Below are 23,180 nucleotides of genomic sequence, written 5' to 3'. Positions count from 1 at the left end.
CATCCCAATGCGGATAATCTGGCTCACGGACGGCTCCTGTGAATGAGTTTCTGACAACCTCATTCTGGCACATTGATGCCGTAGGGGGCCGTCCACCCCATCAACCACAGGGTGAAGTTGTCTCGTTGAGCTGCAAACTCCGAGTCCTCGTAACCACTACCGCCTGTGGCTATGGGTCCCGGGTTCATCGCTTCGCGATGCCCCGGGACGACAGCGGTGTATACGTCTACTCCGCCGCCTGTTGCTGCACCGTCGGTTCCGTCCCGGCAACTGTCGCACGGCGCATGTCGCGAGGCTGGGACTGGTCGTAGCGACGGACGCGGTGCATTGTCTGGCGGTTGTCCCACATCACGAGATCATGCAGCTTCCATTTGTGGACGTAGACGAACCCAGGTTGCGTCGCGTGCTCGTTCAGGTCGCGCAGCAGCAGCCGTCCCTCGGGCACGCTCATGCTCACGACCTTGCCGGCATGCGATGAGAGATAGAGTGACTTGCGGCGATGGACGGGATGCGTGCGCACCAGTCGCTGCAGCACCGGCTTGAACATCTGCTTCTCTTCATCGGAGTACTCGGTGAAGCCGAGCGATCCCCGCGAATACATCAGCGAGTGCTCGCAGACGAGGTCATCGATCTCCGACTTGGTCTCGGCGTCGAGCGCGTCATAGGCCGCGCGCATGTCGGCGAACTCGGTGTTGCCGCCCTTGGGGTTGACCACGCGCGCCGACAGCAGCGAGAATTTTGCGGGGATGGGGCGGAACGAGCTGTCGGAATGCCACAGGCAATTGCCGAGGTTGAACAGATGAGTGCGGCTGTCCTTGGCGAGTGGCTTGCCGTCCTTGCCGAGGTTGGAGACGTCGTTGAGGCCTGACTGGAGCCGGTAATCCTTCTCCTTGGTCACGGTGCCGCCGCGTGCATCCTCGCGCTGGCCGAAATTCAGCGCGAAGGCCATCTGCTGTTCGTCGGTGATGTCCTGGTCGTGGAAGACAAGCACCGCATATTTGTCCATGGCGGCCTCGATCTCGCGTGCCTCATCCGGAGTGAGAGGCTTTCGCAGGTCGAGGCCCGAAACCTCGCCGACAAAGTGCTTCTGAAGCTGCCGTATGGCGATCGTCATGGCGCGTCTCCCCGAAAGACGAGCGGTTGCTCCGCCCTGTCGGTGAAAAAGCTACTCTCGCGCCGGATGATGTCAACGCTCGGCGCGCATGGCAGCCCATAGCAGGCACGTAGCCCGGGTGAGCGCAGCGATACCCGGGAACGGTGCAAGCAAAGTCCCGGATGTCGCTTCGCTCATCCGGGCTACGCTCCTGCGCGCATGGCTCTTACGCGTTGCGCGCCATCAGGCCGCCGTCGACCGGAATCACGGCCCCGGTGAGGAAGGAAGCCGCCGGCAGGCACAGGCTCAGCGTCATGTGCGCGACCTCCTCGGGATCGCCGTAGCGGCCGAGTGCAGTGCGGCGCTTGGCATAGATGGTCTTGTGCTCTTCCGAGATCCGATCGGTGATGGCGGTGCGGATCGGCCCCGGACAGATGCAGTTGACGGTGATGCCTTCGCGGCCGAGCTCGACTGCGAGAGAGCGGGTGAGGCTCGCCACGCCACCCTTCGCTGCCGAATAGGGGCTATGCAGTGCGGTGGCGCCGAGCGCCTCGGTCGAGGCGATGTTGACGATGCGCGGGGACTTTGACTTGCGCAGATGCGGCAGCGCGGCGCGGATGATGCGCGGATGCGCTGTAAGCATTACCGCGATGCCCTTGACCCAGGCATCCTCGTAAGTCTCGTCGTCGATCGCGACGCGCACGGAGATACCGGCATTGTTGACGATGATATCGATCCCGCCGAAATGCGTGGCGACGTCGCCAACCACGCGCTTGATCTCGCCGCCGTCAGCGACGTCGAGCTTCCACGCCTTCGCCGAACCGCCGCTCGCCGCGATCTCCTTCGCGACGGCTAGCGCGCCTTGCTCGTCATAATCGGTGACGGCAACGTTCGCGCCTTCCGCTGCAAACACGCGCGCGGTCGCGCGCCCCATGCCGCTCGCCGCGCCGGTGACGAGAACGGTCAGGCCCTTCACGGACCGGCTGAGCTGCTTGAATTCGGACATGCTGTTTCCTCGCGGCGTCTTGTTTGTTGTTATGAGATTGACAAGGCTGGCATCGATCCGCAGACAGGTCAAACAAGCAAAACAAAGGGGAGGCCGCGATGGCGAACGAGCTCGATTTTTCAGGCAAGCAGGTGCTGGTCGTCGGCGGTTCCAGCGGTATCGGCAACGGCATCGCGCAGGCCTTTCGCGCAAGGGGCGCGCAAGTTGCGGTTTGCGGCACGCGTGCCCAGCCTACGGAATATTCGCCTGAGGAAGGCTCCGATCTCACGGGTCTTTCCTATGCGCAGCTCGATGTCAGCAATGCCGGCGCGATCGAAGCGTTCACGCCGACCTTCGACCGGCTCGATATCCTGGTGCTCGCGCAAGGCGCGGTGATCTATCGCCGCGGTGAATTCGAGATGAGCGGCTTCCGCAAGGTCGTCGAGGTCAACCTGATGAGCCTGATGGCGTGCGCGACACGGTTTCATTCCATGTTGCGGGATTCCAAGGGCGCGCTGATCATGGTGTCCTCGACCGCGGCGTATCACTCGACCATGGGCAATCCCGCGTACAACGCCTCGAAGACTGGCGCGGTCGGATTGACGCGCACGCTGGGCGAGGCCTGGGCCGAAGACGGCATCCGCGTCAACGGCATCGCGCCCGGTCTCGTCGATACCAAGATGACGAAGGTGACGACCGACAATCCCAAGCGGCTCGAAGGCGCGCTGGCGCGCATTCCGCTGCGGCGATTGGGCACGCCGGCCGACATGGCGGGCGCGGCCCTGTTCCTGGCTTCGCCGCTGTCGTCCTACATCATCGGCCAGACCCTCGTCGTCGATGGTGGTCTCATTCTTTGAGATCAACATCCAAGGCCAAAGGGAACCGCGCCGCGCCTGATCGGTTACTTGATCGGTTACTTGATCGGTTACTTGGGCTGACCCCCGAGGAGGATCATCATGGACACGGATCGGATTGCCGGATCGGCCAAGGAGTATGCCGGACGCGCGGAAGGCGCGATCGGAGACATGGCTGGCGATGCGAAGACACAGGCGTCGGGCAAGGCGCGGGAAGCCGCAGGCGCGGTGCAGAATCTCTACGGCCAGGCCAAGGATGCCGTGCGTGACGCCACTGACACCGCCACGAGCTACGCCAAGGATGTCTACGAGAACAGCGGCGACACCTTCCGCGACGGCTCGCAGGCGTTGTCCAAGAAAGTGCGGGACAATCCGCTCGGCGCTCTTTTGGTCGCCGGCGGTATCGGCTTCGCGCTCGCGCTTTTGATGTCGCGGCCCGCACGCCGCCCGCCGCCGCGTTGGCGCTATTGGGGCTGAGCTCAAGCTCTCGTGCCCCGGACGCAATGCGGCCCAGGCGATGCGTAGTATCGTCCGGAAACGCCGCGTTGCCGAGCCGGGGCCTATTCTTTGTGGATGTCGCGAGAGCTGGGTCCCGGCTCTGCGCAGCAGCGTTGCACGCTGCTGCGCGTCCGGGACACGAGATCAATTACCGGAACACTTCCGCCGATCGTCCGACATAGCCTGGCGGCCGCGGAATCGCGGGGTTTGGATTCGGGTTGCGCGGCCCTGGCCCCGGCCCCAATTGACGCGGCGGTGGCGACGGAGAGCCGAAGCCGAAGCCGAAGAAATTACGGAATGACGGCGTTGCCTGCGCGGGCTGCTGCGGCTGCAGCTGTACCGGCGGCTTCTTCGGCGCGGGCTTGGGCGGCGCAATCGCCGCGGCCGCGCTCGGAACGCTCGATGGATTGGGATGGGCGCCGCCGTCCGGTGTCGTCGCAGCCATCGGCGTATCGCCCTTCGCCTGCTCGCGGCCGACTTCGCGGCGCGGCCAGGCATAATCGTCGGCACGGCCTGCCGGGGCCGTCAGCGGCTCACCTTTCACCATCGTCTTCGCTGCGAGCGCATCGACGGCCGCCGGACGCGAACCCGGGCCGCCCAGCAATTGATCGGTCGCAATCGAAGCTGCAACCAGCGGCACGATCGGTCCTGCCAGCGGCCGCGGCGCGGGCTTGCCGGGCTCCGTACTGGTGTCGGGGGTTGCCGGTTCGCTCGGCAGCGCGATCGGGCCGGAGCGTCCGGCGAGCAGGCGCGTGATCTCGCGCTCGACATAGTGCGCGAGTTTGCGCGCGCCGGGCTTGGTGAAATAGACGCCGTCAGCGCTGCGGAGCTGACGGATCTGGCCTTCGAAGTCCGGGCCCTTCTGGAGGAAGCGGCCGGCTTCGTCGACAAAGCCGTCCCAGACATCGACATAGGTGATGCCGGCCTTGCCTGCGCCTTCGCGATAGAGCGAATCCAGGAACAGCATGTCCGCCGTGCCCTTCGGTCCGCGGATCGCGGGCAGGCCGACCCAGAGCACCGGCACGCCCTTGGCCTTGAGGACGGTGGTCAGTTCCTCGATCTTCTTGCTGTAGAGCTCGACCCAGTGGTCCTCGCGGAATTCGTAGACGCCGTTCGGGTTGCGCGCGCTCTTCTCGGGCGCTGTCGCCGGCGGCGTATCGGCATTGTCGGCGTCGTCCTGCGGCAGGTCTGTATCCGCAGCCGGCTTGTCCTCGGGCTTGGCTGCGGAATCGTGCTTCGCATCGGTTTTGGCGTCGCCGGGCTTGGCTTGCGGCTTGGCGCGCGCGCCCTTGTCGTTCTTCTTGTCCTTGTCCGAGGCCTTGTCTGACTTGTCGGGCGCAGCCTCGCGGATCGCGACGCGATCGTTGAGGCCGAGCATGACGACGATCACGTCAGGCTTTTCGGTTTCGAGGATGCCCTTCGCCGCCGACGCCCAGTCCGAGGGCTCGCCGCGCGGCTGGTACTTGATCAGGCCCGACGTCGTCTTGTGCTTGCGGATCACGCCCATGTCGGGCTGCTCGGTGTAGGCATCTTCGAGGCCGTAGGCGAGCCAGTCGGCCATGGCGTCGCCGATCACCAGCACGTTCTTCTCAGCAGTGGTCTCGCGCTTGGCCGGCGCCGGGGCGCGCGAAAAGTCCTGACGCGGCGCCTGCTGTTGTTGCTGCTGTTGCTGCTGCTGGAACGGTGCAAAGAAATCACCGCCGAACCAACCGCCGCCACGGTGTGGCTGCGGCGCCGCGCGCTGCGGCGGGCCGCCGCCGAAGCCGCCGAAGCCGGGGAAGTTGAAGAACTGCGCCGAGGCGGGTCCCGCGATCGAGACCAGGATCACAAGCGCCGTCGCCAGCGCGATCAGCGGGCCGGTCTCGGTCAGCGCCTTGAAGAATGATTTCGGCTTCGACATGCGATCTCGGGCGCGCGCAACGGGTCTTGGAATAGGCTCGATATAATAACGGAATCGGGCCGCAAACGGGCAGATTCTCTTTGCAGATTCCCGGTTCATACACCGGGGATCGGCCGCCCCCGTCAAGGCTATCAGGCAAAATCCCCGTTCAGGGTTACTTTCGGGGCGATTTTACCGCCCGCGCAGCCGATCCAGCACGTCGGAGGAGGCAAATCCGTCCGCGGGCACCCCGATCGAAGCCTGGAAGTTGCGTAAGGCCTCCCGGGTCTGGCCGCCGAATTGGCCGTCGGGGGGTGCCCTTGTAGAAGCCGCGCTGGGCCAGGAGCTGCTGGAGTTCCAGCCGCTCGGTGCGCGACAGTTCCCGCTCCTGGCGTGGCCAGGGCTGCACGAAGGGCTGGCCGCCGCGCAGGCGGTCGGCGAAATGGCCGATCGCCATCGCATAGGCTTCGGCCGGGTTGTACTTCATGATGACGCGAAAATTCTGCAGCATCAGGAAGCCGGGTCCCTGCGCACCGGCCGGCGCGAGCAAATAGGCTTTCTCAGCCGGGTGCGGGAAGGGCTGGTTGGTCGGGCGCTTGAGCCCGAGCTTCTCCCATTGCGCGATCGTCATCGTCTTGGCGCGATCGGCCAGCATGTAGTTGAAGCCCTGGGGCACCACCACCTCGTAGCCCCAGGTCTGGCCGCTCTGCCAGCCGTCCTTCTTCAGATTGTTGGCGGTGGAGGCGATCAGGTCGGTCGGATTGTCGACGACGTCGCGCCGTCCGTCGCCATCACCGTCCACGGCAAAGCGCTTGAAGGCGGTCGGCATGAACTGCGTCGGGCCGAAGGCGCCGGCCCAGGAGCCGCGCATCTGCTCAGGGCGCAGATCGCCGCGGTTGAGGATCTCCAGCGCCGAGAGGAATTCGTCCTTGAAATAGGCCTGGCGGCGGCCGACGCAGGCGAGCGTCGCGGTTGATTGCAGCACGCTGCGGTCGCCCATCTGCGTCGAGTAATTGGACTCGATGCCCCAGATCGCGGCGATGATGTAACGGTCGACGCCATAGGCGTTTTCGGTGGCGTCGAACTGCGCCTTGTATCTGGCGAGGACTTCCTTGCCCTTGGCGAGGCGGTTGTCGTTCACGAGGATGTCGAGATAGTCCCAGATCGACTTGGAGAATTCCGGCTGCGAATCCATCAGGTCCATGATGCGCAGGTCGGGCGCAAGCCCAGCGGTGAAGCGCTGAAAGTTGTCCTGCGTGATGTTGCGGCGTGCGGCATCAGGCCACATCCCCGAGACGCAATTGTCGAAATTGCCCGCAGCTTCGCGGATCGCCGCCGCCGTCATCAGCGGATGGCCGGAGGCCCCGTCCTCGCCGCTCCAAGGTTGCGCGCCGTTGGGGCCGGGTGCCGGTTGCGAGGGCGCCGGATTCGGGCCGGAGAAAATACCGCCGAACAGGTTCGACAGGCCGTTCTGCGCCTGGGCGTGCGCGCAAGCCGGCAGCAGCAAGGCGGCTGCAATCATCGTTGCGCTGGCCACGAATCCAGCACGTCTTGCCAGCCCTGCCCCTGATTGCATCGTATCCTACCTGTCCGGCCGAAAATCCGCCTTCAGGAGGCCCGGCTACGGTTGCCTTTAGCTTAACAAACGTGAAATTTTGGTGGCGGCCTTTTTCTTAACTCTGCGCCGGCGAGGCCCCACATCCGCCTTTGTTAGCGGATGCAAACAGGCTAGCAAGATGCCATTGCTCCCTTCACGTGTGTCCTCAGGTATTCGATCAATCACATGAAAATTCGCAAAGCCGTATTCCCCGTCGCCGGCCTCGGCACCCGCGTCCTGCCCGCCACCAAGGCGATGCCGAAGGAAATGCTGACCATCGTCGACAAGCCGCTGATCCAGTACGTCTATGACGAGGCCAGGGAAGCCGGCATCGAGCACTTCATCTTCGTCACCGGCCGCAACAAAAATGTCATCGAAGATCATTTCGACAAGATGTTCGAGCTCGACGCGACGCTCGCTGCGCGCGGCAAGAAGGCCGAGCAGGAGATCCTGGCGCAGAACCAGCCCGAAGCGGGCGCCGTCAGCTTCACCCGTCAGCAGGCACCGCTGGGCCTTGGCCACGCGGTCTGGTGTGCGCGCGACATCGTCGGCAACGAGCCGTTCGCGGTCGTGCTGCCCGACGAGCTCGTGCTCAACACGCCCGGCTGCCTGAAGCAGATGATCGAGATGGCGGCCTCGCTCGGCGAGAAATCCAACCTGATCGCGGTCGAGGCGGTGCCCGACCATTTGACCCATCAATACGGCATCTGCGGCGTCGGCAAGCGCAACGGCAAGATGTTCGAGGTCGACGGCATGGTCGAGAAGCCCGCCAAGGGCACCGCGCCTTCCAACCTTTCCATCACCGGCCGCTACATCCTCCAGCCGGAGATCTTCAAGATCCTGGAGACCCAGGAGCGCGGCGCCGGCGGCGAGATCCAGCTCACCGACGCCATGATCGGCCTCGCCAAGTCGCAGAAATTCTACGGCGTCGAGTTCGAGGGCGAGCGCCACGATTGCGGCTCCAAGCCCGGCTTCCTCCGCGCCAACATCGCCTACGGCCTCAAGCGGCCCGAGCTGCGTGACGGGCTGATCGCGGAGATGAAGAAGTATCTCGGGCAGTAGCCGCCACACCTCCGGTGTCGTCCCGGCCTATTGCGCACTTGGCGCCGGGACCCATACCGCGTGATCTATCGATGATTGACGGTAGCGGTACCGAACGACGAGTCTTCGCCAAACCACTCCCGGTGGTTATGGGTCCCGGATCGGCGCTCCGCCCTGGACAACGCTACGCGTTGCCAAGGCTGCGCTTGTCCGGGACGACACCTGTGGTGTAGCGCGCGTCACGCTGCTAGTGACGAGCAGCAGCCTCACGCCACCAGTGACAGCTTCGGAAGGCTTGCGACCACGGACTGGTTACGCCCGCCGGCTTTCGCCGCATAGAGCGCCTTGTCGGCGGCGGCGACCAGGATCGACCAATCCATGCCGGCGGTGGGAACGAGGCTGGCGATGCCGCAGGAGACGGTTGACGTCGCCTGCTCGTCGGACCAGCCCTGCACCTTGCCGCGGATCGTCTCCGCGATCTTGAAAGCGTCGGTGGCCGAAATGTTCGGCAGCAGCACCGCGAATTCCTCGCCGCCATAGCGCGCTGCGCAGTCGCCGGACCGCCGCACCGAGTCGGAAATGCAGATGGCGATGCCGACCAGCACCTGGTCGCCCGCCTGGTGGCCGAACGTGTCGTTGTAGGCCTTGAAGTGATCGGCATCGATCATCAGCAGCGCGACCGGCGCTTTCTGGCGCATCGCGCGCCGCCATTCACTGTCGATGACCTGATCGAACTTGCGGCGGTTCTTCAGGCCGGTGAGCGCATCCGTCGTCGCCATCTCCTCGAGCTTGTTTTCGGCCTCGGCGCGCCGGGTGATCTCGCGGGCGAGCAGGACGGCCGAGCCCAACACGAACAGCGCGAGCACCAGCACCACGGCGCCGATGCGAATCGCCTCCCTCTGCCAGAGCGCGAACACGGCGGTCAGGGGCTTGCCCGCCACCACGAACATCCGCCCGCTATCGCCACTGCGCGCATAGAGCCGCGGCGTCGAATCGACCGGGCCCTCGCCTGAATAGGATGCGCCGACCAGGAGATTGTCGGCCTTCCAGGCCCGGCGGTCATTCAGGTTCGTGCCGATGATGTCGAGATCGAACGGCCGCCGCATCATGATGGTGCGGTCGCTCCTAAGCACGGTGATGGTGTCCTCGGGATCGAGGCTCAGCCGCTCGAACAATTCGTGGAAATAGCTGAAGCGGATCGAGCCGGCGACGACCCCCATGAAGCCGCCGTCGGTATCGTTGATGCGCCGACTCAACACGATGGAATAGGCGCCGCGGAACAGCATGGGACGGCTGATGAAGAGCCCGGCGGCGCCGGGATTGTCGCGATGAACCGTGAAGTAGTCCTCGCTGCCGCGATTTTGAGGAACCGGGTCGAGCGTGGAGGCATCGATCGTCAGATTGCCGTCGGCGTCGAACACCTGGATGGCGCCGAAATGTTTTGCGGTCGTGGCGTGATCGAACAGGATGAGCTGGCGGATCGTTTTGGAGACCGTATTGATCTCGGGCAGCAGCATGTTGCTGGCGACGGCCTTCAGCGACAGATCGTAGATATCGATGTTGCGGCTGATGTCGGCGTCGATGGAGGTGGCGAGGTTTTCCAGCGTCTGGCGGGCAAGGGCCTTCTCGCCGCGGCGCATGTCGAGCATGACGTTGACGCAAATGGCGGAAAAGCCGATCACCGTCACGACGGACGAGACGATCAGCAGCTTCGCCGAAATGCGCCACGGCCTGCCGGCCGTGACTTCGCGCCATCCAGACAGCATCGGTTACCCCCGATCCTAGTGGATGCGCCCGAAATCTTGCGTAGTGTTTAAGCCGGGACGGCGCCGCCGCAATGAGTTAAGAGATGGTTTATAAGGCTCACGGTTTTGAGCAGACCTGATTTGCGCAGATTTGGGTTTCGAACGAGAGGACGCCGGTGAACGACTACGACGCGTTGCGCGACTATCTGATGCGGCAGAAGCAGGCGGAATTCGTGCTGAGCTTTGAGCAGATCGAGGAGATCATCGGCGCGGCGCTGCCGCGTGCGGCGAATCGTGCCTCGTGGTGGGACAGCCTGCGCAGCCCGGACATCCAGATGCCGCAGCGTGAAGCCTGCCTCGCCGCGGGCTTTGTCGCAACGCGGATGCCGGACGGCCAGAGCGTGCGGTTTAGAAAGCAGAAGTCTCAGAAGAGGTGAGATCGCGCCGCATGATCCTGCGCTGGCTGAGAGGGATCTTTGGCGCGGCCCTGATTGTATCAGGCGTGCTGTTCGCGCTGGCTTTTGAAGCCCGCTACTGGCGCTGGCGCGACTGCTTCAACGAGCTCGGCCGCTGCTACGATCCGGTCTCGCAGGACGTCTATCTCGAGCAGGCCGGATTGGTCTGGGGAAGCCTCGCGGCGTTGTCGCTGCTGGCAGGGCTTGGCCTCGTCGCCGGGCTCCGCCGCAAGCCAAACTAGCTCGCCGATCTGATCTTCCTTCTCCACTTGCTTTGTTGGAGAGGGGAAGAAGGATCAGCTCGCCGCCTCCAGGCGCACTTCGGTGAGCAGCCGCATGGCCGCATCCGCGTCCATTGGCTCGCCGAAGGCAAAGCCCTGCGCGTATTCGCAGCCCATCTGGTAGAGCTCGACCGCGTCGGAATCGGTTTCGGCGCCTTCGGCCACCACGTCCATGCCGAGATCGTGCGCGAGCGCGATGATCGACTTCAGGATCACCGGGCGCGTGCCGCGATTGGTGGTGCGCACGAACGACTGATCGATCTTGATGGTGTCGAACGGGAAGCGCTGGAGGTAGGCGAGCGAGGAATGGCCGGTGCCGAAATCGTCGAGCGAGAGGCCGGTGCCGAGCTCGCGGATCCGCGTCAGCATCTGCGCTGCGTGCTCCGGATTCTCCATCACCAGCGATTCCGTCAGTTCCAGCTTCAGCGTGCCGCGCGCCACGGACGAGCGGGACAGCACGGTGCGGATGTCGTGGATCAGGTCGTGGCGCAGCAATTGCCGCGAGGAGACGTTGACGGAGGCGAAGATCGGCTCGCGCGAGCGCATCGCGCGCTGCCACACCGAGAGCTGCTTGGCGGTCTGGTCGAGCACGAACATGCCGAGGTCGATGATCAGGCCGGTCTCTTCCGCGATGCTGATGAACTCCGACGGCGCCATGCGGCCGAGCTTCGGGTGATCCCAGCGCGCCAGCGCCTCGAAGCCGGCGATCGAACGATCCTCCAGCCGCACGATCGGCTGGTACAGGATCGTGATCTCCTGCCGCTCGATGGCGCGGCGCAGCTCGCTCTCCAGCGTCAGGCGGTCGGTCTTCCGCGCGCGCATCACCGGCTTGTAGACGTCGATACGGTCGCCGCCGATGCGCTTGGAGTGATACATCGCGAGCTCGGCGTCCTTGATGATCTCGTCCGTGAGCTGGGTTTGCGGATCGGAGAGCGCGAGGCCGATCGAGGCGGTCAGGAAGATCTCGCGGTCGTTGAAGGCGATCGGCGCGCGGATGGTCTTGCGGATGGTCTCGGCAAAGGCGGTGATGCGGGCCGGGTCCTGCTCGGAGAGCAGGATCAGGCCGAACTGGTCGCCGGCGAGCCGCGCCAGCGTATCCTGCGGTTTCAGGATGCGGGTGAGGCGGCGGGCGAGCGTCAGCAGGATGGAATCGCCGACGGCGATGCCGACGGAATCATTGACCTGCTTGAAGCGGTCGAGGTCGATCACCATCAGCGTCGGCCGCAGCGTCGGCATGCTCTTGGCAAAATTCGCGACCGCGCCGAGCCGGTCCATGAACAATTTGCGGTTGGGCAGGCCGGTGAGATTGTCATGCACGGAATCGTGCAGCAGGCGTTCTTCGGCGTTGCGCAGCTCGGTGACGTCGGTGAGCGTGCCGACGACGCGCGAGACCTCGCCGTCCGAGCCCACCACCGGGCGCGCCTTGAGTGCGAACCACATGAAATGGCCGTCCGGCGTGCGCAGGCGGAAGTCCTGCACCAGGCGGCCGCGGCGCTGGTCGAGCACGCTGTCGAGCGCGGCGCGGAAACGGTCCTGGTCGAGCGGATGCAGCACTTCGAGCCAGGAGGCGGCCGGGCCTTCCAGCGTGCCACGCTTGAGGCCGAGCAGGGCTTCGGTCTCGGGGCTGGTGAAAACCTTGTCGGCGGAAACGTCCCAGTCCCAGATCAGGTCGCCGGAGCCGGCGAGCGCCAGCGCCCGCCGCTCGATGTCGGAGACGACGCCGGTGGTGGCGCCGCCGCCGGCAAAGGCGTGCTGCATCACCGTGAAGCCGATCAGCATCACGATCAGCACCAGACCGCCGAGCAGGGCAGGGCCGACGATGTCGTTGGTGACGGAACCCGCCACCGTCATGCCGGCCGCGACCACCCAGACCACCAGCAGGAACCAGGTCGGGATCAGCAGCACCGCGCGGTCGAAGCCGTGGGTGGAGAGATAAACGATTAGCGCGAAGCCGGCGAAGGCGATCAGCACCAGCGACATGCGCGCGATGCCGGAGGCGACGGCCGGATCGAACAGAGCGAGCGCGACGAGGGACCCCAGGAAGGCGAGCCAGCCCACCGTGATGTGCGAATAGCGCACGTGCCATCGGCTCAAATTCAAATAGGCGAACAGGAAAACCAGCAGCGTCGCCGCCAGGATCGCCTCACCCGCCGCGCGCCAGATGCGCTCGGCGTTGTTCGACATGTCGAGCACCTTGCCCCAGAAGCCGAAGTCCACGCCGATATAGACCAGCACCGCCCAGGCCAGCGCCGCGGCGGCCGGGAACATGATGCTGCCCTTCACGACGAACAGGATGGTCAGCACCAGCGCCAGCAGGCCCGAGATGCCGATCACGATGCCTTGGTAGAGCGTGAAGGAGTTGACCTTGTCCTTGTAGGCTTCCGGCTCCCACAGATAGAGCTGCGGCAGCTTGTCGGTGCGCAGCTCCGCGACGAAGGTGACGACGGCGCCGGGGTCGAGCGTGATGCGGAACACGTCTGCTGTCGCGCTCTCCTGGCGTTCCGGCCGGTCGCCGATGGACGGCGTGATGGTGGCGATGCGCGAGAGCCCGAGGTCGGGCCACAGCAGACCCGATGAGACGATGCGATAGTGCGGGGCGACGATCAGGCGGTCGAGCTGGTCGTCGGTGTTGTTGGCGAGCGCGAACACTACCCAGTTCTGGCCGCCTTCGCGGGCGCGCACCTCGATGCGGCGGACGATGCCGTCGGTTCCGGGCGCGGTGGAGACCTGGATGCGGTCGGCGTCGCTGCGCTGATGCTCGAGCACACCTGTGAGGTCGATCGCAGGCGCGTCGCTGCGGACGCTGACGCCATCGAGCGCGCGTGCTGGGGACGCGGCAATGAGAATCATGAGGCCCAGCGCGATGGGCGCGAGGCACCTGATCAGACGCAAGGTCAGCTCTCCGCGTTCGACGCAAATTTCGTGTGCAAGACGATTCTAAAAGGCGATTTCAGACCGAACAGAAGCAGTTCGGCACGTCGCGATAGATGCCACGAAAGCGAGGAAAATCAAAGGGTTTCCGCCTTGCTCCGGTGGGCCAGAGACCTAGGCCTCCAACACAATTTTGCCAATATGTGCGGAGGTCTCCATGCGCCGGTGCGCGTCGGCGGCCTTTTCCAGCGGGAAAGTGCTGTCCATCACCGGTTTGATGCGGCCTTCGCGCAGCAGCGGCATCACTTTCGCCTCGATCGCGGCCACCATTGCCGCCTTGTCAGCATTACTACGGGGGCGCAGCGTCGAGCCGGTATGCGTCAGGCGCTTGACCATCACCTTGGCGATGTTGACGCTCACCTTGGGCCCGTTGAGGGTCGCGATCTGCACGATGCGGCCGTCGACCGCGGCGGCGTCATAGTTGCGGTCGACATAGTCGCCGGCGACCATGTCGAGGATCAGATTGACGCCGGCATTGTTGGTCTCCGCCTTGACCACGGCGACGAAGTCTTCGGTCTTGTAATTGATGGCGCGGTCGGCGCCCAACTTGAGGCAGGCATCGATCTTGTCCTGCGAGCCGACGGTGACGATCACCTTCGCGCCGAATGCCTTCGCAAGCTGGATCGCCATCGTGCCGATGCCGGAGGAGCCGCCATGGATCAGCAGCGTCTCGCCGGCCTTCAGGCCGCCGCGCTCGAACACGTTGTGCCAGACGGTCATCAGTGTTTCCGGCAGCGCACCGGCTTCCTTGATCGACAGCGCCGGCGGCACGCTCATCGCCTGGGCGTCCTGGGCGATGCAGTACTGCGCATAACCGCCGCCGGCGACGAGCGACATCACCTTGTCGCCGATCTTGTGCCGCTTGGCATTGCTGCCGACTGCCACCACTTCGCCCGCGATCTCGAGGCCGGGCAAGTCGCTGGCGCCGGGCGGCGGCGGATAGGCGCCGGAACGCTGCGCCACGTCGGGCCGGTTCACGCCCGCGGCCTGCACCTTGACCAGGATCTCGTCGGGCCCGGGCTGCGGCAGCGCCCGCTGTTCCGGTACCAGCACCTCTGGTCCGCCGGGCTTGGAGATGGCGACCACGGTCATTTGCGCGGGCAGCTTGTCCATGATGTGTCCTTGAGCAAAGGTGCGGGTTGAAACGAGGCCATTGCTTAGCCAGCGCGGTCCAAGCTGGCAACCGCTTCAGCGGTGTGCCCGCGCGAACGCAGGAGGAACGACGATGCCGATAGAAGACGACGACCGCCCGCGCAAGAAGATCGCGCATGAAATCGGACAGGATCTCTCACTCTTGTCTGTCGAGGAACTGACCGAGCGCGTCGCTCTACTCAAGACCGAGATCGCGAGATTGGAGGAAGCCGCCACAAAGAAGCGCGCCTCGCGCGATGCGGCGAATAGTTTTTTCAAGTCGTAGAGTTGAAGTCGCAGAGATCTCGTGTCTCGGACGGCGGCTCCGAATTCGCCCGCCGTCATTCCGGCGCGGCGCGTTAGCGCCGAGCCGGAATCCATAACCCCAGGCCATTGAAAGGGGCAGGTCGGTAGAGCCGGGCCGTTCCTTCCGCTCGTGGTTATGGATTCCGGGCTCGCGACTTCGTCGCGCCCCGGAATGACAGTGGATGGAAAACGCAGCGCGAGACCTCTCTCGGCCACTGACCGACATGGCTAACGAACCTTCAAAAAATTCGTTCATTTACGGTCGATTAAGCTTTCGCGTTTATGACTGGAACTGTCCTCTTTTGGACACCGAGTGGCTCCTGTCCACTCTGTTTGACGCCTCCCTGTTATCAACTTTCAAAGCCGCCGGTCTCCGGCGGCTCTTTTTTGCTTTGCGTCTCATTCCGGTTGAATTCCGAGGAAAGACGCGCGGAAACCATATCCGTGCTTGCCGCTGGACTCCGCGTCCCGCCCGCGCAATGATTTGTTCATCATAAGCCGGCGCCAAAGCCGGACAGGTAAACAGTTGCGTAAGGGGCGTTAACCATGGAACGTTTGCAGGCCGACGGGGCTCTCGTTCAACTCAGCGAGCGGTTCACCAATTCTGCGGCGTTCGGCGCCCTGTTCCGCGAGGGCATGGATCTCGTCGAAGAAACCGCCGCCTATCTCGACGGTGCCGGCCGCACCGAGGCCAAGGCGCTCGATCGTGCCGTCAGTCTCACTTATGCAACCGAGAGCATGCGTCTCACCACCCGCCTGATGCAGCTCGCTTCGTGGCTCCTGCTGCACCGCGCGGTGAAGGAAGGCGAGATGACGCTGAGCCAGGCCAACCGCGAGAAGACCAAGGTCAAGCTCTCGGCCGCGGATCCCGGTCCTTCCGATACCATCGAGAAGCTGCCCGCGCAGTTGCAGGACCTGATTCATCGCTCGATGAACCTGCAGATCCGCGTGCGCCGTCTCGACACCTCCATCCACACTCCGCCCGCCGACGTCTCGGCGATCGGCAATCCGCTGGTGCCGCAACTCAACGCGCTGAAGGCTGCGTTCGAGCGGTAAGGTTCAATCGACAATCACGGCCGTCATTCCGGGACGCGCCTCTTGGCGCGGGCCCGGAATCCATACTCCCGATCGTGGTTATGGATTCTCAGATGCGCAATTGCGCATCGTAGTTCGCGACTTTGTCGCGCCCCGGAATGACGGCAAAAACAAAGACGCCCCTGGTCTCCCAGGGGCGTTTTTTCGTTCCGAGCCTTGCGGCCGGATCAATCCTTCTTGAGGAAGCCCGAGAACTTCTTCTGGAAGCGCGAGACGCGGCCGCCGCGATCCATCAGCTGCTGGGAACCGCCGGTCCAGGCCGGGTGCGACTTCGGGTCGATGTCGAGGTGCAGCTTGTCGCCTTCCTTGCCCCAGGTCGAGCGGGTCAGGTACTCGGTTCCGTCGGTCATCACGACCGTAATGGTATGATAATTCGGATGAATTTCGGCTTTCATGGCAATTCGCCGGCGCCCGGCGCCTCTCGCTTGAGTGACTATCGATGACGGATTTGGGCGGCTCTATACCCCACGGGGGGGCCTAAAACAAGTCATTGTGGGAACAGGAGAACCGGGCGGCCACTTAAGGGACATCCCGGATTTGCCACCCCTCCTGCACCGGCCTATGTGGAGCTAACTTGTCTCTTTGGGTCCGATCTTATGAGCGCAGTGGAACGGCTTGACGACCAGTACCGCGGTGAGCGCGACACCGCGCCAGCCGAAGCCCCTTCAGTCGAAGCCGAGCTGATCGAGCAGCCCACAAAGGGCCGTGCCAAGCTCCGACCTTTGCTCGCGCTCGCGCCCTATGTGAACCGCTATCGTGGCCGTGCGGCGCTTGCCTTCGTCGCGCTGACGATTGCGGCGCTGACCACGCTGCTGGTGCCGGTCGCGGTGCGCAGGATGATCGATTTCGGCCTGACGCCGGAAGGCATCGCGCTGATCAACAATTATTTTGCGGTGATGATCGCGGTTGTCGCCGTGCTCGCCCTCGCAAGTGCCGCGCGCTACTACCTCGTGATGACGATCGGCGAGCGCATCGTTGCCGATTTGCGGCGCGACGTCTTCGCGCATCTGCTGTCGCTCTCGCCGGCCTTTTTCGATTCCGCGCGCAGCGGCGAGCTCGTATCGCGTCTCACCGCCGACACCACCCAGATCAAATCCGCCGTCGGCGCGTCCGTATCGATCGCGCTGCGCAATCTGATGATGTTCTTCGGCGCCGCGGCCATGATGGTGATCACGAGCCCGCGCCTCTCCGGTTTCGTACTGCTCGCCATTCCCCTGATCGTGCTGCCGCTGGTCGCATTCGGGCGCTGGGTGCGCCGGCTGTCACGCAACGCGCAGGACACGCTGGCCGATGCTTCGGCTTACGCGGGCGAACTCGTTGGCGCGATCCGCACCGTGCAGGCCTATACCAGCGAAGGGCTCGCCGAGAAGCGCTTCGGTGGCGAGGTCGAGCAGGCTTACGAGGCCGCGCGCACCTCGACCCGGGCACGTGCGGTGCTCACCGCCATCATCATTTTCATCGTGTTCGCAAGCGTGGTCGCGATCCTCTGGATCGGCTCGCATGACGTGCTGACCGGTGCGATCTCGCCGGGCCGGCTCGGCCAGTTCGTGCTCTATGCTGCGTTCGCCGCCGCGGGCCTTGGCCAGCTCAGCGAGGTCTGGGGCGAGGTCTCGGCTGCCTCCGGCGCCGCCGAGCGCCTGTTCGAGATTTTGCACGTGAAGCCTGACATCACCGCGCCTGCGTCTCCGCGCGCGCTGCCGGTGCCGGCGCGCGGCGAGGTCGGCTTCGACCGCGTCAGCTTCGCTTATCCCGCGCGGCCCGATGTCAATGTACTCGATGCCGTGTCGTTCACCGTGCGCCCCGGCGAGAAAGTCGCGATCGTTGGTCCGTCCGGTGCCGGCAAGAGCACGATCTTTCATCTCCTGCTGCGCTTCTACGATCCTCGGGGCGGCGCGATCTCGCTCGACGGCGTGCCGGTCAGGTCCGCCGACCCCCGCGATTTCCGTTCCCGCATCGCTTTGGTGCCGCAGGAGTCGAACGTGTTCGCCGCGAGCGCCCGCGAGAACATCCGCTTCGGCCGGCCGGATGCGACCGACGCCGAAGTCGAGCGGGCCGCCGAGCTGGCACATGCCGCCGAATTCATCCGCCGCCTGCCCGAGGGTTTCGAGACCCCGCTCGGCGAGCGCGGCGTGACGCTCTCCGGCGGCCAGCGCCAGCGCATCGCCATCGCGCGTGCGATCCTGCGCGATGCGCCGCTGTTGCTGCTCGATGAAGCCACCTCCGCGCTCGACGCCGAAAGCGAGACACTGGTGCAGACCGCGCTCGAGGAGCTGATGAGCCATCGCACCACGCTCGTGATCGCGCATCGCCTGGCGACCGTGCTCTCCTGCGACCGCATCCTCGTGATGGATCAGGGCAAGATCGTTGAGCAGGGCACGCATGCCGAGCTCGTCGCCGCGAACGGGCTCTATGCCAGGCTGGCGAGGCTGCAGTTCGAGGGGGCGTGAGGGGTTCACAGCGCAGCCCACCCACTCACGGTGTCATCGCCCGCGAAGGCGGGCGATCCAGTATTCCAGAGACCGTTGTGATTGAGTGTCGAGGGGCTGCGGCGTACTGGATGCCCCGCCGGAGCCTGTCATCGGTCTCGCCGAAGGCGAGACCCGGTGGCGGGGCATGACTGCGGAGAGGGCTGGATTGCTCCGTTACGCTTGCAAATGATGTTGCTTGAGGTGCTTACAACCTGCCGCCGCCGAATGCGGTCTTACTTTGCATGGGGTTGTTTTCGACATTTTAGTTGGAAGGGGTGCAGGATCTCGACATGACAGACGTCACGCCCGCCACACCATCTTCAGCACCGGCCGGCCCGAGGTCGGGTTCACGTCATCGCCGGCATGCGCAAAGCCGTTGCGCTCGTAGAAGCGGATGGCGCGGGCATTGTCCTTGTTGACGAGCAGCGTGACGCCGGTGGGTGAGAGGCGCTTGGCCTCATCGACCAGCAGCCGTGCGGCGTCCGAGCCCCAGTGATCCGGATCGACCACGAGCTGGTCGAGATAGCCTTCGCCGTCGATCGTGACGAAGCCGATCAGTGCGCCGTCCTGCTCGGCAACGACGATCGAGGCCTTCGGTACCAGATCATTGCGCCAGCGCTCGCGCCACCATTCCAGGCGCGCGGCGAAGTCGATCTGCGGATAGGCCTGCTGCCAGGTGCGATGCCAGAGGTCGATCGCGGCCGCTTCGTCCTCAGGTCGGTAGGGGCGGAGGTGAATCATCGGGATACATTCGTCATGGCCGGGCTCGATGTTTAGCCCGAACAGATCACTCGACCCGGCCATCCATCCACTTCGAAAGAATCTTCCTTGATGGATTGCCGGGTCAAGCCCGGCAATGATAGGCTGAGGTGTGTCAGACACCACTACCGCTCCGTCAGCTTCAGCTCGATGCGGCGGTTGCGCTTGTAGGCGTCCTCGGTGCTGGCGGTGTCGAGCGGCTGGAATTCGCCGAAGCCGGCGGCGACGAGGCGCTGGGCGGGTACGCCGAGCGAGATCAGGTACTGCACCACCGAGATCGCGCGGGCCGCGGACAGGTCCCAGTTCGACTTGAAGTTCGGACCGGTGACCGGGCGCACGTCGGTATGACCGTCGACGCGCAGCACCCAGGGGATATCGGCGGGGATCTTCTTGTCGAGCTCGATCAGCGCGTTCGCCACGGTGTCGAGCTCGGTGCGGCCCTCCGGCAGCAGGGTCGCCTGGCCGGTGTCGAAGAACACTTCGGACTGGAACACGAAGCGATCGCCGACGACGCGGATGTCGGGGCGGTTGCCGAGGATGGCGCGCAGGCGGCCGAAGAACTCCGAACGGTAGCGCGACAATTCCTGCACGCGCTGCGCCAGTGCCACATTCAGGCGCGCGCCCAGATCGGCGATCCTGTTCTGCGATTCCTTGTCGCGCTTCTCGGAGGCGTCGAGCGCCTCTTCCAGCGCCGCCAATTGCCGCCGCAGCGCGCTGATCTGCTGGTTCAGCACCTCGATCTGGGACAGCGCCCGCGCCGAGACCGCCTTCTCCGAGTCCAGCGCCTTGCTGAGCTCGGTGGTCTTTCCCTGCGCGTCGTTGCCGGCATTGGCGAGGCCCTCATAGAGGCCCCTCATGCGATCGCGCTCGGACTCGGCCGAGGCGAGGCCGGCCTTCAGTTGCGCCATTTGGTCGTCGAGGCTGAGCTTGCCGAGCTTTTCCAGCGACAGCAGCTCGTTGAGCTGGGCGATCTTGGCGTTGAGTTGCTCCAGCGCCTTGTCCTTGCCGGTCACCTCCTGCGACAGGAAGAACTGCACGACCAGGAACACCGACAGCAGGAATACGATCGACAGCACCAGCGTCGACAGCGCGTCGACGAATCCCGGCCAGTAGTTGAAGGCGCCCTCGCTGCGGCGGCCGCGGGCTAGAGCCATGATGTAGGTCTCCACTCTCGTGTCCCGGACGCGGTGCAGCGCCTTGGCGCTGCTCCGCAGAGCCGGGACCCATGTCTTACGCATCAGGTCCTGGGCCCCGGCTCAGCAGCGCACCACTGCGTGCTGCGCTGCGTCCGGGGCACGATAGTTCAGCCTGTCCTCAGCTCTTTTCCGGCTGGCGGGCGATCCGTTCCAGGAGGCGCCGGATCTCGCGGTTCTGTTCGCCCTGGCCGTCGGCCCATTCCCGGATCATTTGCTGCTCGGTGCGCATATGCGAGACCAGCGCCTGGATGGCTTCGGCAAGGCTCGCCATAGCCGCCGTGGTGCCGCGGCTGGCGCCGCCCTCCTCGAGTACGGAGCGCAGACGCTCGACCGCAGCCTGCAGCTCGCCGCTGGCAACGCCGCCGCCGGAGGCGGCAATGGCAACCTCGCCGCGGCCATATTCGCGCACGGTGGTGGCGAGCCAGTCTTCGAGATCCGTGTAGAAACGGTTCTGCGCCTGGCTCGATTGCAGGTCGAGAAAGCCGAGGATCAGCGAGCCGGCGAGGCCGAACAGCGAGCTGGAGAACGAGATGCCCATGCCGCCGAGCGGGGCGGCGAGGCCCTCCTTCAGCGTGTCGAACAGGGCGCCGGCGTCGCCCCCCGACCTTGAGCCCGTCGATCACCTTGCCGACCGAGCCGACCGTCTCGATCAGGCCCCAGAAGGTGCCGAGCAGGCCGAGGAAGACGAGCAGGCCGGTCATGTAGCGCGAGATGTCGCGGGCCTCGTCGAGGCGGGTCGCGATCGAATCAAGCAAGTGCCGCATGGTGGTCTGGGTGATCGTCATCCGCCCGGAGCGCTCGCCGCCGAGGATCGCCGCCATCGGCGCCAGCAGTTTCGGGTGCCGGGACGGGACGAGGCCTGGGTCGGCGATACGGAAATTGTTGACCCAGGAGACCTCGGGATAGAGCCGGATGACCTGGCGAAAGGCCAGCACGATGCCGATGAACAGAACCGCCCCGATCAGGGCATTGAGGCCGGGATTGGCGAAGAAGGCGTTGATGATCTGCTTGTAGAGCACCACGCCCACCAGCGTACACAGCACCAGAAAGACCAGCATCCGCACCAGGAAGACGCTGGGCGAGGACAGTTTGGTATATTCGATGTCCATGGGAGAGCGGGGCGAGGCGCCTGGCAGCATGGGCGGTGTCATCCGTTACGAAAGCTTGCTTGCATCAGCACTATGGCACAGCGCCAGCCCAAAAAAAGCGCCGGATGCGCCGAATCCGTGGAGAGCTGGGGAGGGCCAATTCGACCGCATCGTCTTGGTCGAGATGTTCGAGCCCGATGGAACCGAATGGGGCGTGAGCCAGTACCGAATGAAGACCTCCGAGTGATTGCGATCTTCTGCCGCAGCACGCCGCGATGGAACCCGACTCACAATCCGGTGAATCCCGAAAAGCGTACAGAACACAGAGTGATAGGGCCGTGTGACATTGAGCCGCCCGCGCGATGCGTTGCGTCGCAACAAGTCCATTCTATTTTGAGCCGGTCAGCCGCGCGGAATCGCCCAGAACGGGCCAGCGCGGAAGCGTGATTTCGTTTCAACAACATCGGGGCACCCCAGTTCATGTCAGGACTTCGAGCGCGATCGGCAAGCGTTGCAATGATGCTCGCGGCCTTCGCGCCGCTGCTCGCCGGCTGCGGTGAATCGGGTTCTACCGCCTCTGCCGCCCAGCCCGCCGATCCTGATGTCAGCATTGTCACCGTGAAACCCCAGCCGCGTGCGGTGGTGCGCGAGCTGCCGGGCCGCATCGCGCCGACGCGCGTCTCCGACGTGCGGCCGCGCGTGTCCGGCATCGTGGTCGAACGCCTGTTCCGCCAGGGCAGCGAGGTGAAGGCTGGCGATCCGCTCTACCGCATCGATCCGCGTCCGTTCGAGGTCGAGGTGATGGCCAACGAGGCCGGGCTCGCCAAGGCGGAGGCTGCGCTGATGCAGGCCAAGCAGCAGGCGCACCGCATCGCCACGCTGACCAGTCAGCGCGCCGCGCCCGAGGCCGAGAACGAGAAGGCGGTGGCGGCGGAGCGCCAGGCCCATGCCGAAGTCGAAGGCCGCAAGGCCGAGCTCGCGCGCGCCAAGCTCAATCTCGACTATGCCACCGTGCGCGCGCCGATCGACGGAGTCGTCGGTGCTGCCCTGGTCAGCGAGGGCGCGCTCGCAGTCCAGAACGAGACCAATCTCGCCACCATCCAGCAACTCGATCCGATCTACGCCGACTTCACCCAGTCGGTGACCGAGCTCAACCAGCTTCGTCGCGCCTTCGAGAGCGGCGACCTCGAGCGCATCGCGCCCGACGCCGCCAAGGTGCACCTCGTGCTCGACGACAACACCATCTATTCGCTCGACGGCAAGCTGTTGTTCTCCGACGCCAAGGTCGATGCCCGTACCGGCCAGGTGACGCTGCGCGGCGAGTTCCGCAATCCCAAGCGCGAGCTCCTGCCGGGCATGTATGTCCGCGTTCGCATCGACCAGGGCCTCGACTCCGATGCCATCGCGGTGCCGCAGCAGGCGATCCAGCGCAATGGCGGTGGCGGCAGCGAGGTGTTCGTCGTCAAAGATGACAATCGCATCGCAGTGCAGCCGGTGCGCACCGGTTCGGTGCAGGACGGCGTCTGGTTTATCACCGAAGGCCTCAAGGCCGGCGACAAGGTCGTGGTCGAAGGTTTCCAGAAGTTTGCCGCCGGCGACAAGGTCAAGCCGCAGTCCTGGTCCGAGGCCGAGGCGAGCGCAGACAACCGGCACGCCCAGCAGCTCACGCGGTAACCCCCGCGCGTCGCAAGTGTTTTCCTCATCCTGAGGAGCCCGCTGGAAGCGGGTGTCTCGTAGGATGGCCGCTGGGACAGAGCCGGGCCTTCATGGTTCGAGAC

At 64.8% G+C, this 23,180-nt stretch carries 19 protein-coding genes and 2 pseudogenes; 10 read left to right on the top strand and 11 right to left on the bottom strand.

Translation table 11 applies throughout. The annotated features are described in order from the left end of the window. Positions 1 to 226 precede the first annotated feature (226 nt). Both AC629_RS31915 and AC629_RS31910 read right to left on the bottom strand, forming a co-directional pair. The gene (locus AC629_RS31915; protein ID WP_084808792.1) at positions 227 to 1,114 is read right to left on the bottom strand and encodes a TauD/TfdA dioxygenase family protein; all 888 of its coding nucleotides are present in this window, start codon (positions 1,112 to 1,114) and stop codon (positions 227 to 229) included. Between the two features lie 205 nt (positions 1,115 to 1,319). Beyond that, on the bottom strand, positions 1,320 to 2,099 hold the full coding sequence (locus tag AC629_RS31910; protein ID WP_084808797.1) for an SDR family NAD(P)-dependent oxidoreductase: 780 nt from the start codon (positions 2,097 to 2,099) through the stop codon (positions 1,320 to 1,322). Positions 2,100 to 2,197: 98 nt separating this feature from the next. Between AC629_RS31910 and AC629_RS31905 the strand changes: the two genes are divergently transcribed. Both AC629_RS31905 and AC629_RS31900 read left to right on the top strand, forming a co-directional pair. Continuing rightward, positions 2,198 to 2,935 (top strand): SDR family NAD(P)-dependent oxidoreductase, encoded by a 738-nt coding sequence (locus AC629_RS31905; protein ID WP_084808791.1) that lies wholly within the window; start codon positions 2,198 to 2,200, stop codon positions 2,933 to 2,935. Between the two features lie 99 nt (positions 2,936 to 3,034). Then, positions 3,035 to 3,409 (top strand): CsbD family protein, encoded by a 375-nt coding sequence (locus AC629_RS31900; RefSeq protein ID WP_084808790.1) that lies wholly within the window; start codon positions 3,035 to 3,037, stop codon positions 3,407 to 3,409. Positions 3,410 to 3,578: 169 nt separating this feature from the next. Here AC629_RS31900 and AC629_RS31895 read toward each other — a convergent pair whose 3' ends face one another. Next, positions 3,579 to 5,330: an SGNH/GDSL hydrolase family protein gene (locus tag AC629_RS31895; RefSeq protein WP_084808789.1), complete on the bottom strand. Its 1,752-nt coding sequence runs from the start codon at positions 5,328 to 5,330 to the stop codon at positions 3,579 to 3,581. 171 nt (positions 5,331 to 5,501) lie between these two features. Next, positions 5,502 to 6,885 (bottom strand): annotated as a pseudogene (locus tag AC629_RS31890) (lytic murein transglycosylase). A 207-nt stretch (positions 6,886 to 7,092) separates the two neighbouring features. On the opposite strand from AC629_RS31890, the gene AC629_RS31885 reads away from it, so the two are divergent. Next, a complete protein-coding gene (locus AC629_RS31885; RefSeq protein WP_084808788.1) occupies positions 7,093 to 7,968 on the top strand; it encodes a UTP--glucose-1-phosphate uridylyltransferase in 876 nt (291 codons plus the stop codon). A gap of 245 nt (positions 7,969 to 8,213) precedes the next feature. Here the strand turns inward: AC629_RS31885 and AC629_RS31880 are convergent, their stop codons facing one another. Further along, positions 8,214 to 9,713: a sensor domain-containing diguanylate cyclase gene (locus AC629_RS31880; protein WP_084808787.1), complete on the bottom strand. Its 1,500-nt coding sequence runs from the start codon at positions 9,711 to 9,713 to the stop codon at positions 8,214 to 8,216. Between the two features lie 155 nt (positions 9,714 to 9,868). Here AC629_RS31880 and AC629_RS31875 point away from each other — a divergent pair, with 155 nt between their 5' ends. Both AC629_RS31875 and AC629_RS31870 read left to right on the top strand, forming a co-directional pair. After that, a complete protein-coding gene (locus AC629_RS31875; protein WP_074120263.1) occupies positions 9,869 to 10,129 on the top strand; it encodes a DUF7662 domain-containing protein in 261 nt (86 codons plus the stop codon). An 11-nt stretch (positions 10,130 to 10,140) separates the two neighbouring features. Continuing rightward, the gene (locus tag AC629_RS31870; protein WP_084808786.1) at positions 10,141 to 10,389 is read left to right on the top strand and encodes a hypothetical protein; all 249 of its coding nucleotides are present in this window, start codon (positions 10,141 to 10,143) and stop codon (positions 10,387 to 10,389) included. A 54-nt stretch (positions 10,390 to 10,443) separates the two neighbouring features. Here AC629_RS31870 and AC629_RS31865 read toward each other — a convergent pair whose 3' ends face one another. Together AC629_RS31865 and AC629_RS31860 are read right to left on the bottom strand one after the other, a co-directional pair. Next, on the bottom strand, positions 10,444 to 13,320 hold the full coding sequence (locus AC629_RS31865; protein WP_084808785.1) for an EAL domain-containing protein: 2,877 nt from the start codon (positions 13,318 to 13,320) through the stop codon (positions 10,444 to 10,446). 153 nt (positions 13,321 to 13,473) lie between these two features. Beyond that, positions 13,474 to 14,472, bottom strand: a complete 999-nt coding sequence (locus AC629_RS31860; RefSeq protein ID WP_084808784.1) for an NAD(P)H-quinone oxidoreductase — start codon at positions 14,470 to 14,472, stop codon at positions 13,474 to 13,476. 112 nt (positions 14,473 to 14,584) lie between these two features. On the opposite strand from AC629_RS31860, the gene AC629_RS31855 reads away from it, so the two are divergent. Continuing rightward, positions 14,585 to 14,776: a DUF1192 domain-containing protein gene (locus AC629_RS31855; RefSeq protein WP_084808783.1), complete on the top strand. Its 192-nt coding sequence runs from the start codon at positions 14,585 to 14,587 to the stop codon at positions 14,774 to 14,776. A 566-nt stretch (positions 14,777 to 15,342) separates the two neighbouring features. After that, entirely contained in the window at positions 15,343 to 15,852 is a 510-nt protein-coding gene (gene rcdA, locus AC629_RS31850) for a protease adaptor protein RcdA (protein WP_084808782.1), read from the top strand. A 206-nt stretch (positions 15,853 to 16,058) separates the two neighbouring features. Here the strand turns inward: rcdA and rpmE are convergent, their stop codons facing one another. Further along, positions 16,059 to 16,286, bottom strand: coding sequence for a 50S ribosomal protein L31 (gene rpmE / locus AC629_RS31845; RefSeq protein ID WP_074123508.1), 228 nt, complete (start codon positions 16,284 to 16,286; stop codon positions 16,059 to 16,061). A gap of 201 nt (positions 16,287 to 16,487) precedes the next feature. Between rpmE and AC629_RS31840 the strand changes: the two genes are divergently transcribed. Beyond that, the gene (locus AC629_RS31840; protein ID WP_084808781.1) at positions 16,488 to 18,338 is read left to right on the top strand and encodes an ABC transporter ATP-binding protein/permease; all 1,851 of its coding nucleotides are present in this window, start codon (positions 16,488 to 16,490) and stop codon (positions 18,336 to 18,338) included. Positions 18,339 to 18,659: 321 nt separating this feature from the next. Here the strand turns inward: AC629_RS31840 and AC629_RS31835 are convergent, their stop codons facing one another. From AC629_RS31835 to AC629_RS31825, 3 genes and pseudogenes are all read right to left on the bottom strand, one after another. Further along, on the bottom strand, positions 18,660 to 19,106 hold the full coding sequence (locus AC629_RS31835; RefSeq protein ID WP_143199595.1) for a GNAT family N-acetyltransferase: 447 nt from the start codon (positions 19,104 to 19,106) through the stop codon (positions 18,660 to 18,662). Between the two features lie 137 nt (positions 19,107 to 19,243). Beyond that, the gene (locus AC629_RS31830) at positions 19,244 to 20,272 is read right to left on the bottom strand and encodes a peptidoglycan -binding protein (protein WP_084808780.1); all 1,029 of its coding nucleotides are present in this window, start codon (positions 20,270 to 20,272) and stop codon (positions 19,244 to 19,246) included. A gap of 160 nt (positions 20,273 to 20,432) precedes the next feature. Further along, positions 20,433 to 21,453, bottom strand: a pseudogene (locus tag AC629_RS31825) (flagellar motor protein MotA). Here AC629_RS31825 and AC629_RS47195 point away from each other — a divergent pair. Both AC629_RS47195 and AC629_RS31815 read left to right on the top strand, forming a co-directional pair. Then, positions 21,452 to 21,649 (top strand): hypothetical protein, encoded by a 198-nt coding sequence (locus AC629_RS47195; RefSeq protein WP_168195623.1) that lies wholly within the window; start codon positions 21,452 to 21,454, stop codon positions 21,647 to 21,649. The pseudogene AC629_RS31825 and the gene AC629_RS47195 sit on opposite strands and share 2 nt — an antisense overlap. Before the next feature lie 233 nt (positions 21,650 to 21,882). Next, complete coding sequence (locus tag AC629_RS31815; protein WP_143199591.1) at positions 21,883 to 23,076, top strand: efflux RND transporter periplasmic adaptor subunit; 1,194 nt, start codon at positions 21,883 to 21,885, stop codon at positions 23,074 to 23,076. Positions 23,077 to 23,180: the final 104 nt, after the last annotated feature.

This window comes from Bradyrhizobium sp. NAS80.1 (genome assembly GCF_001908205.1).
Classification (GTDB): domain Bacteria; phylum Pseudomonadota; class Alphaproteobacteria; order Rhizobiales; family Xanthobacteraceae; genus Bradyrhizobium.
Note: the sequence above shows the minus strand (reverse complement) of the source record. Positions and strands in the feature narration are given on the sequence as shown.

Excerpts from the sequence above, each read along its gene's own strand:
- AC629_RS31915 (WP_084808792.1), bottom strand. The coding sequence starts at position 1,114 with ATGACGATCGCCATACGGCAGCTTCAGAAGCACTTTGTCGGCGAGGTT.
- AC629_RS31910 (WP_084808797.1), bottom strand. The coding sequence starts at position 2,099 with ATGTCCGAATTCAAGCAGCTCAGCCGGTCCGTGAAGGGCCTGACCGTT.
- AC629_RS31905 (WP_084808791.1), top strand. The coding sequence starts at position 2,198 with ATGGCGAACGAGCTCGATTTTTCAGGCAAGCAGGTGCTGGTCGTCGGC.
- AC629_RS31900 (WP_084808790.1), top strand. The coding sequence starts at position 3,035 with ATGGACACGGATCGGATTGCCGGATCGGCCAAGGAGTATGCCGGACGC.
- AC629_RS31895 (WP_084808789.1), bottom strand. The coding sequence starts at position 5,330 with ATGTCGAAGCCGAAATCATTCTTCAAGGCGCTGACCGAGACCGGCCCG.
- AC629_RS31885 (WP_084808788.1), top strand. The coding sequence starts at position 7,093 with ATGAAAATTCGCAAAGCCGTATTCCCCGTCGCCGGCCTCGGCACCCGC.
- AC629_RS31880 (WP_084808787.1), bottom strand. The coding sequence starts at position 9,713 with ATGCTGTCTGGATGGCGCGAAGTCACGGCCGGCAGGCCGTGGCGCATT.
- AC629_RS31870 (WP_084808786.1), top strand. The coding sequence starts at position 10,141 with ATGATCCTGCGCTGGCTGAGAGGGATCTTTGGCGCGGCCCTGATTGTA.
- AC629_RS31860 (WP_084808784.1), bottom strand. The coding sequence starts at position 14,472 with ATGGACAAGCTGCCCGCGCAAATGACCGTGGTCGCCATCTCCAAGCCC.
- AC629_RS31855 (WP_084808783.1), top strand. The coding sequence starts at position 14,585 with ATGCCGATAGAAGACGACGACCGCCCGCGCAAGAAGATCGCGCATGAA.
- rcdA (WP_084808782.1), top strand. The coding sequence starts at position 15,343 with ATGGAACGTTTGCAGGCCGACGGGGCTCTCGTTCAACTCAGCGAGCGG.
- rpmE (WP_074123508.1), bottom strand. The coding sequence starts at position 16,286 with ATGAAAGCCGAAATTCATCCGAATTATCATACCATTACGGTCGTGATG.
- AC629_RS31840 (WP_084808781.1), top strand. The coding sequence starts at position 16,488 with ATGAGCGCAGTGGAACGGCTTGACGACCAGTACCGCGGTGAGCGCGAC.
- AC629_RS31830 (WP_084808780.1), bottom strand. The coding sequence starts at position 20,272 with ATGGCTCTAGCCCGCGGCCGCCGCAGCGAGGGCGCCTTCAACTACTGG.
- AC629_RS47195 (WP_168195623.1), top strand. The coding sequence starts at position 21,452 with ATGGGCGGTGTCATCCGTTACGAAAGCTTGCTTGCATCAGCACTATGG.
- AC629_RS31815 (WP_143199591.1), top strand. The coding sequence starts at position 21,883 with ATGTCAGGACTTCGAGCGCGATCGGCAAGCGTTGCAATGATGCTCGCG.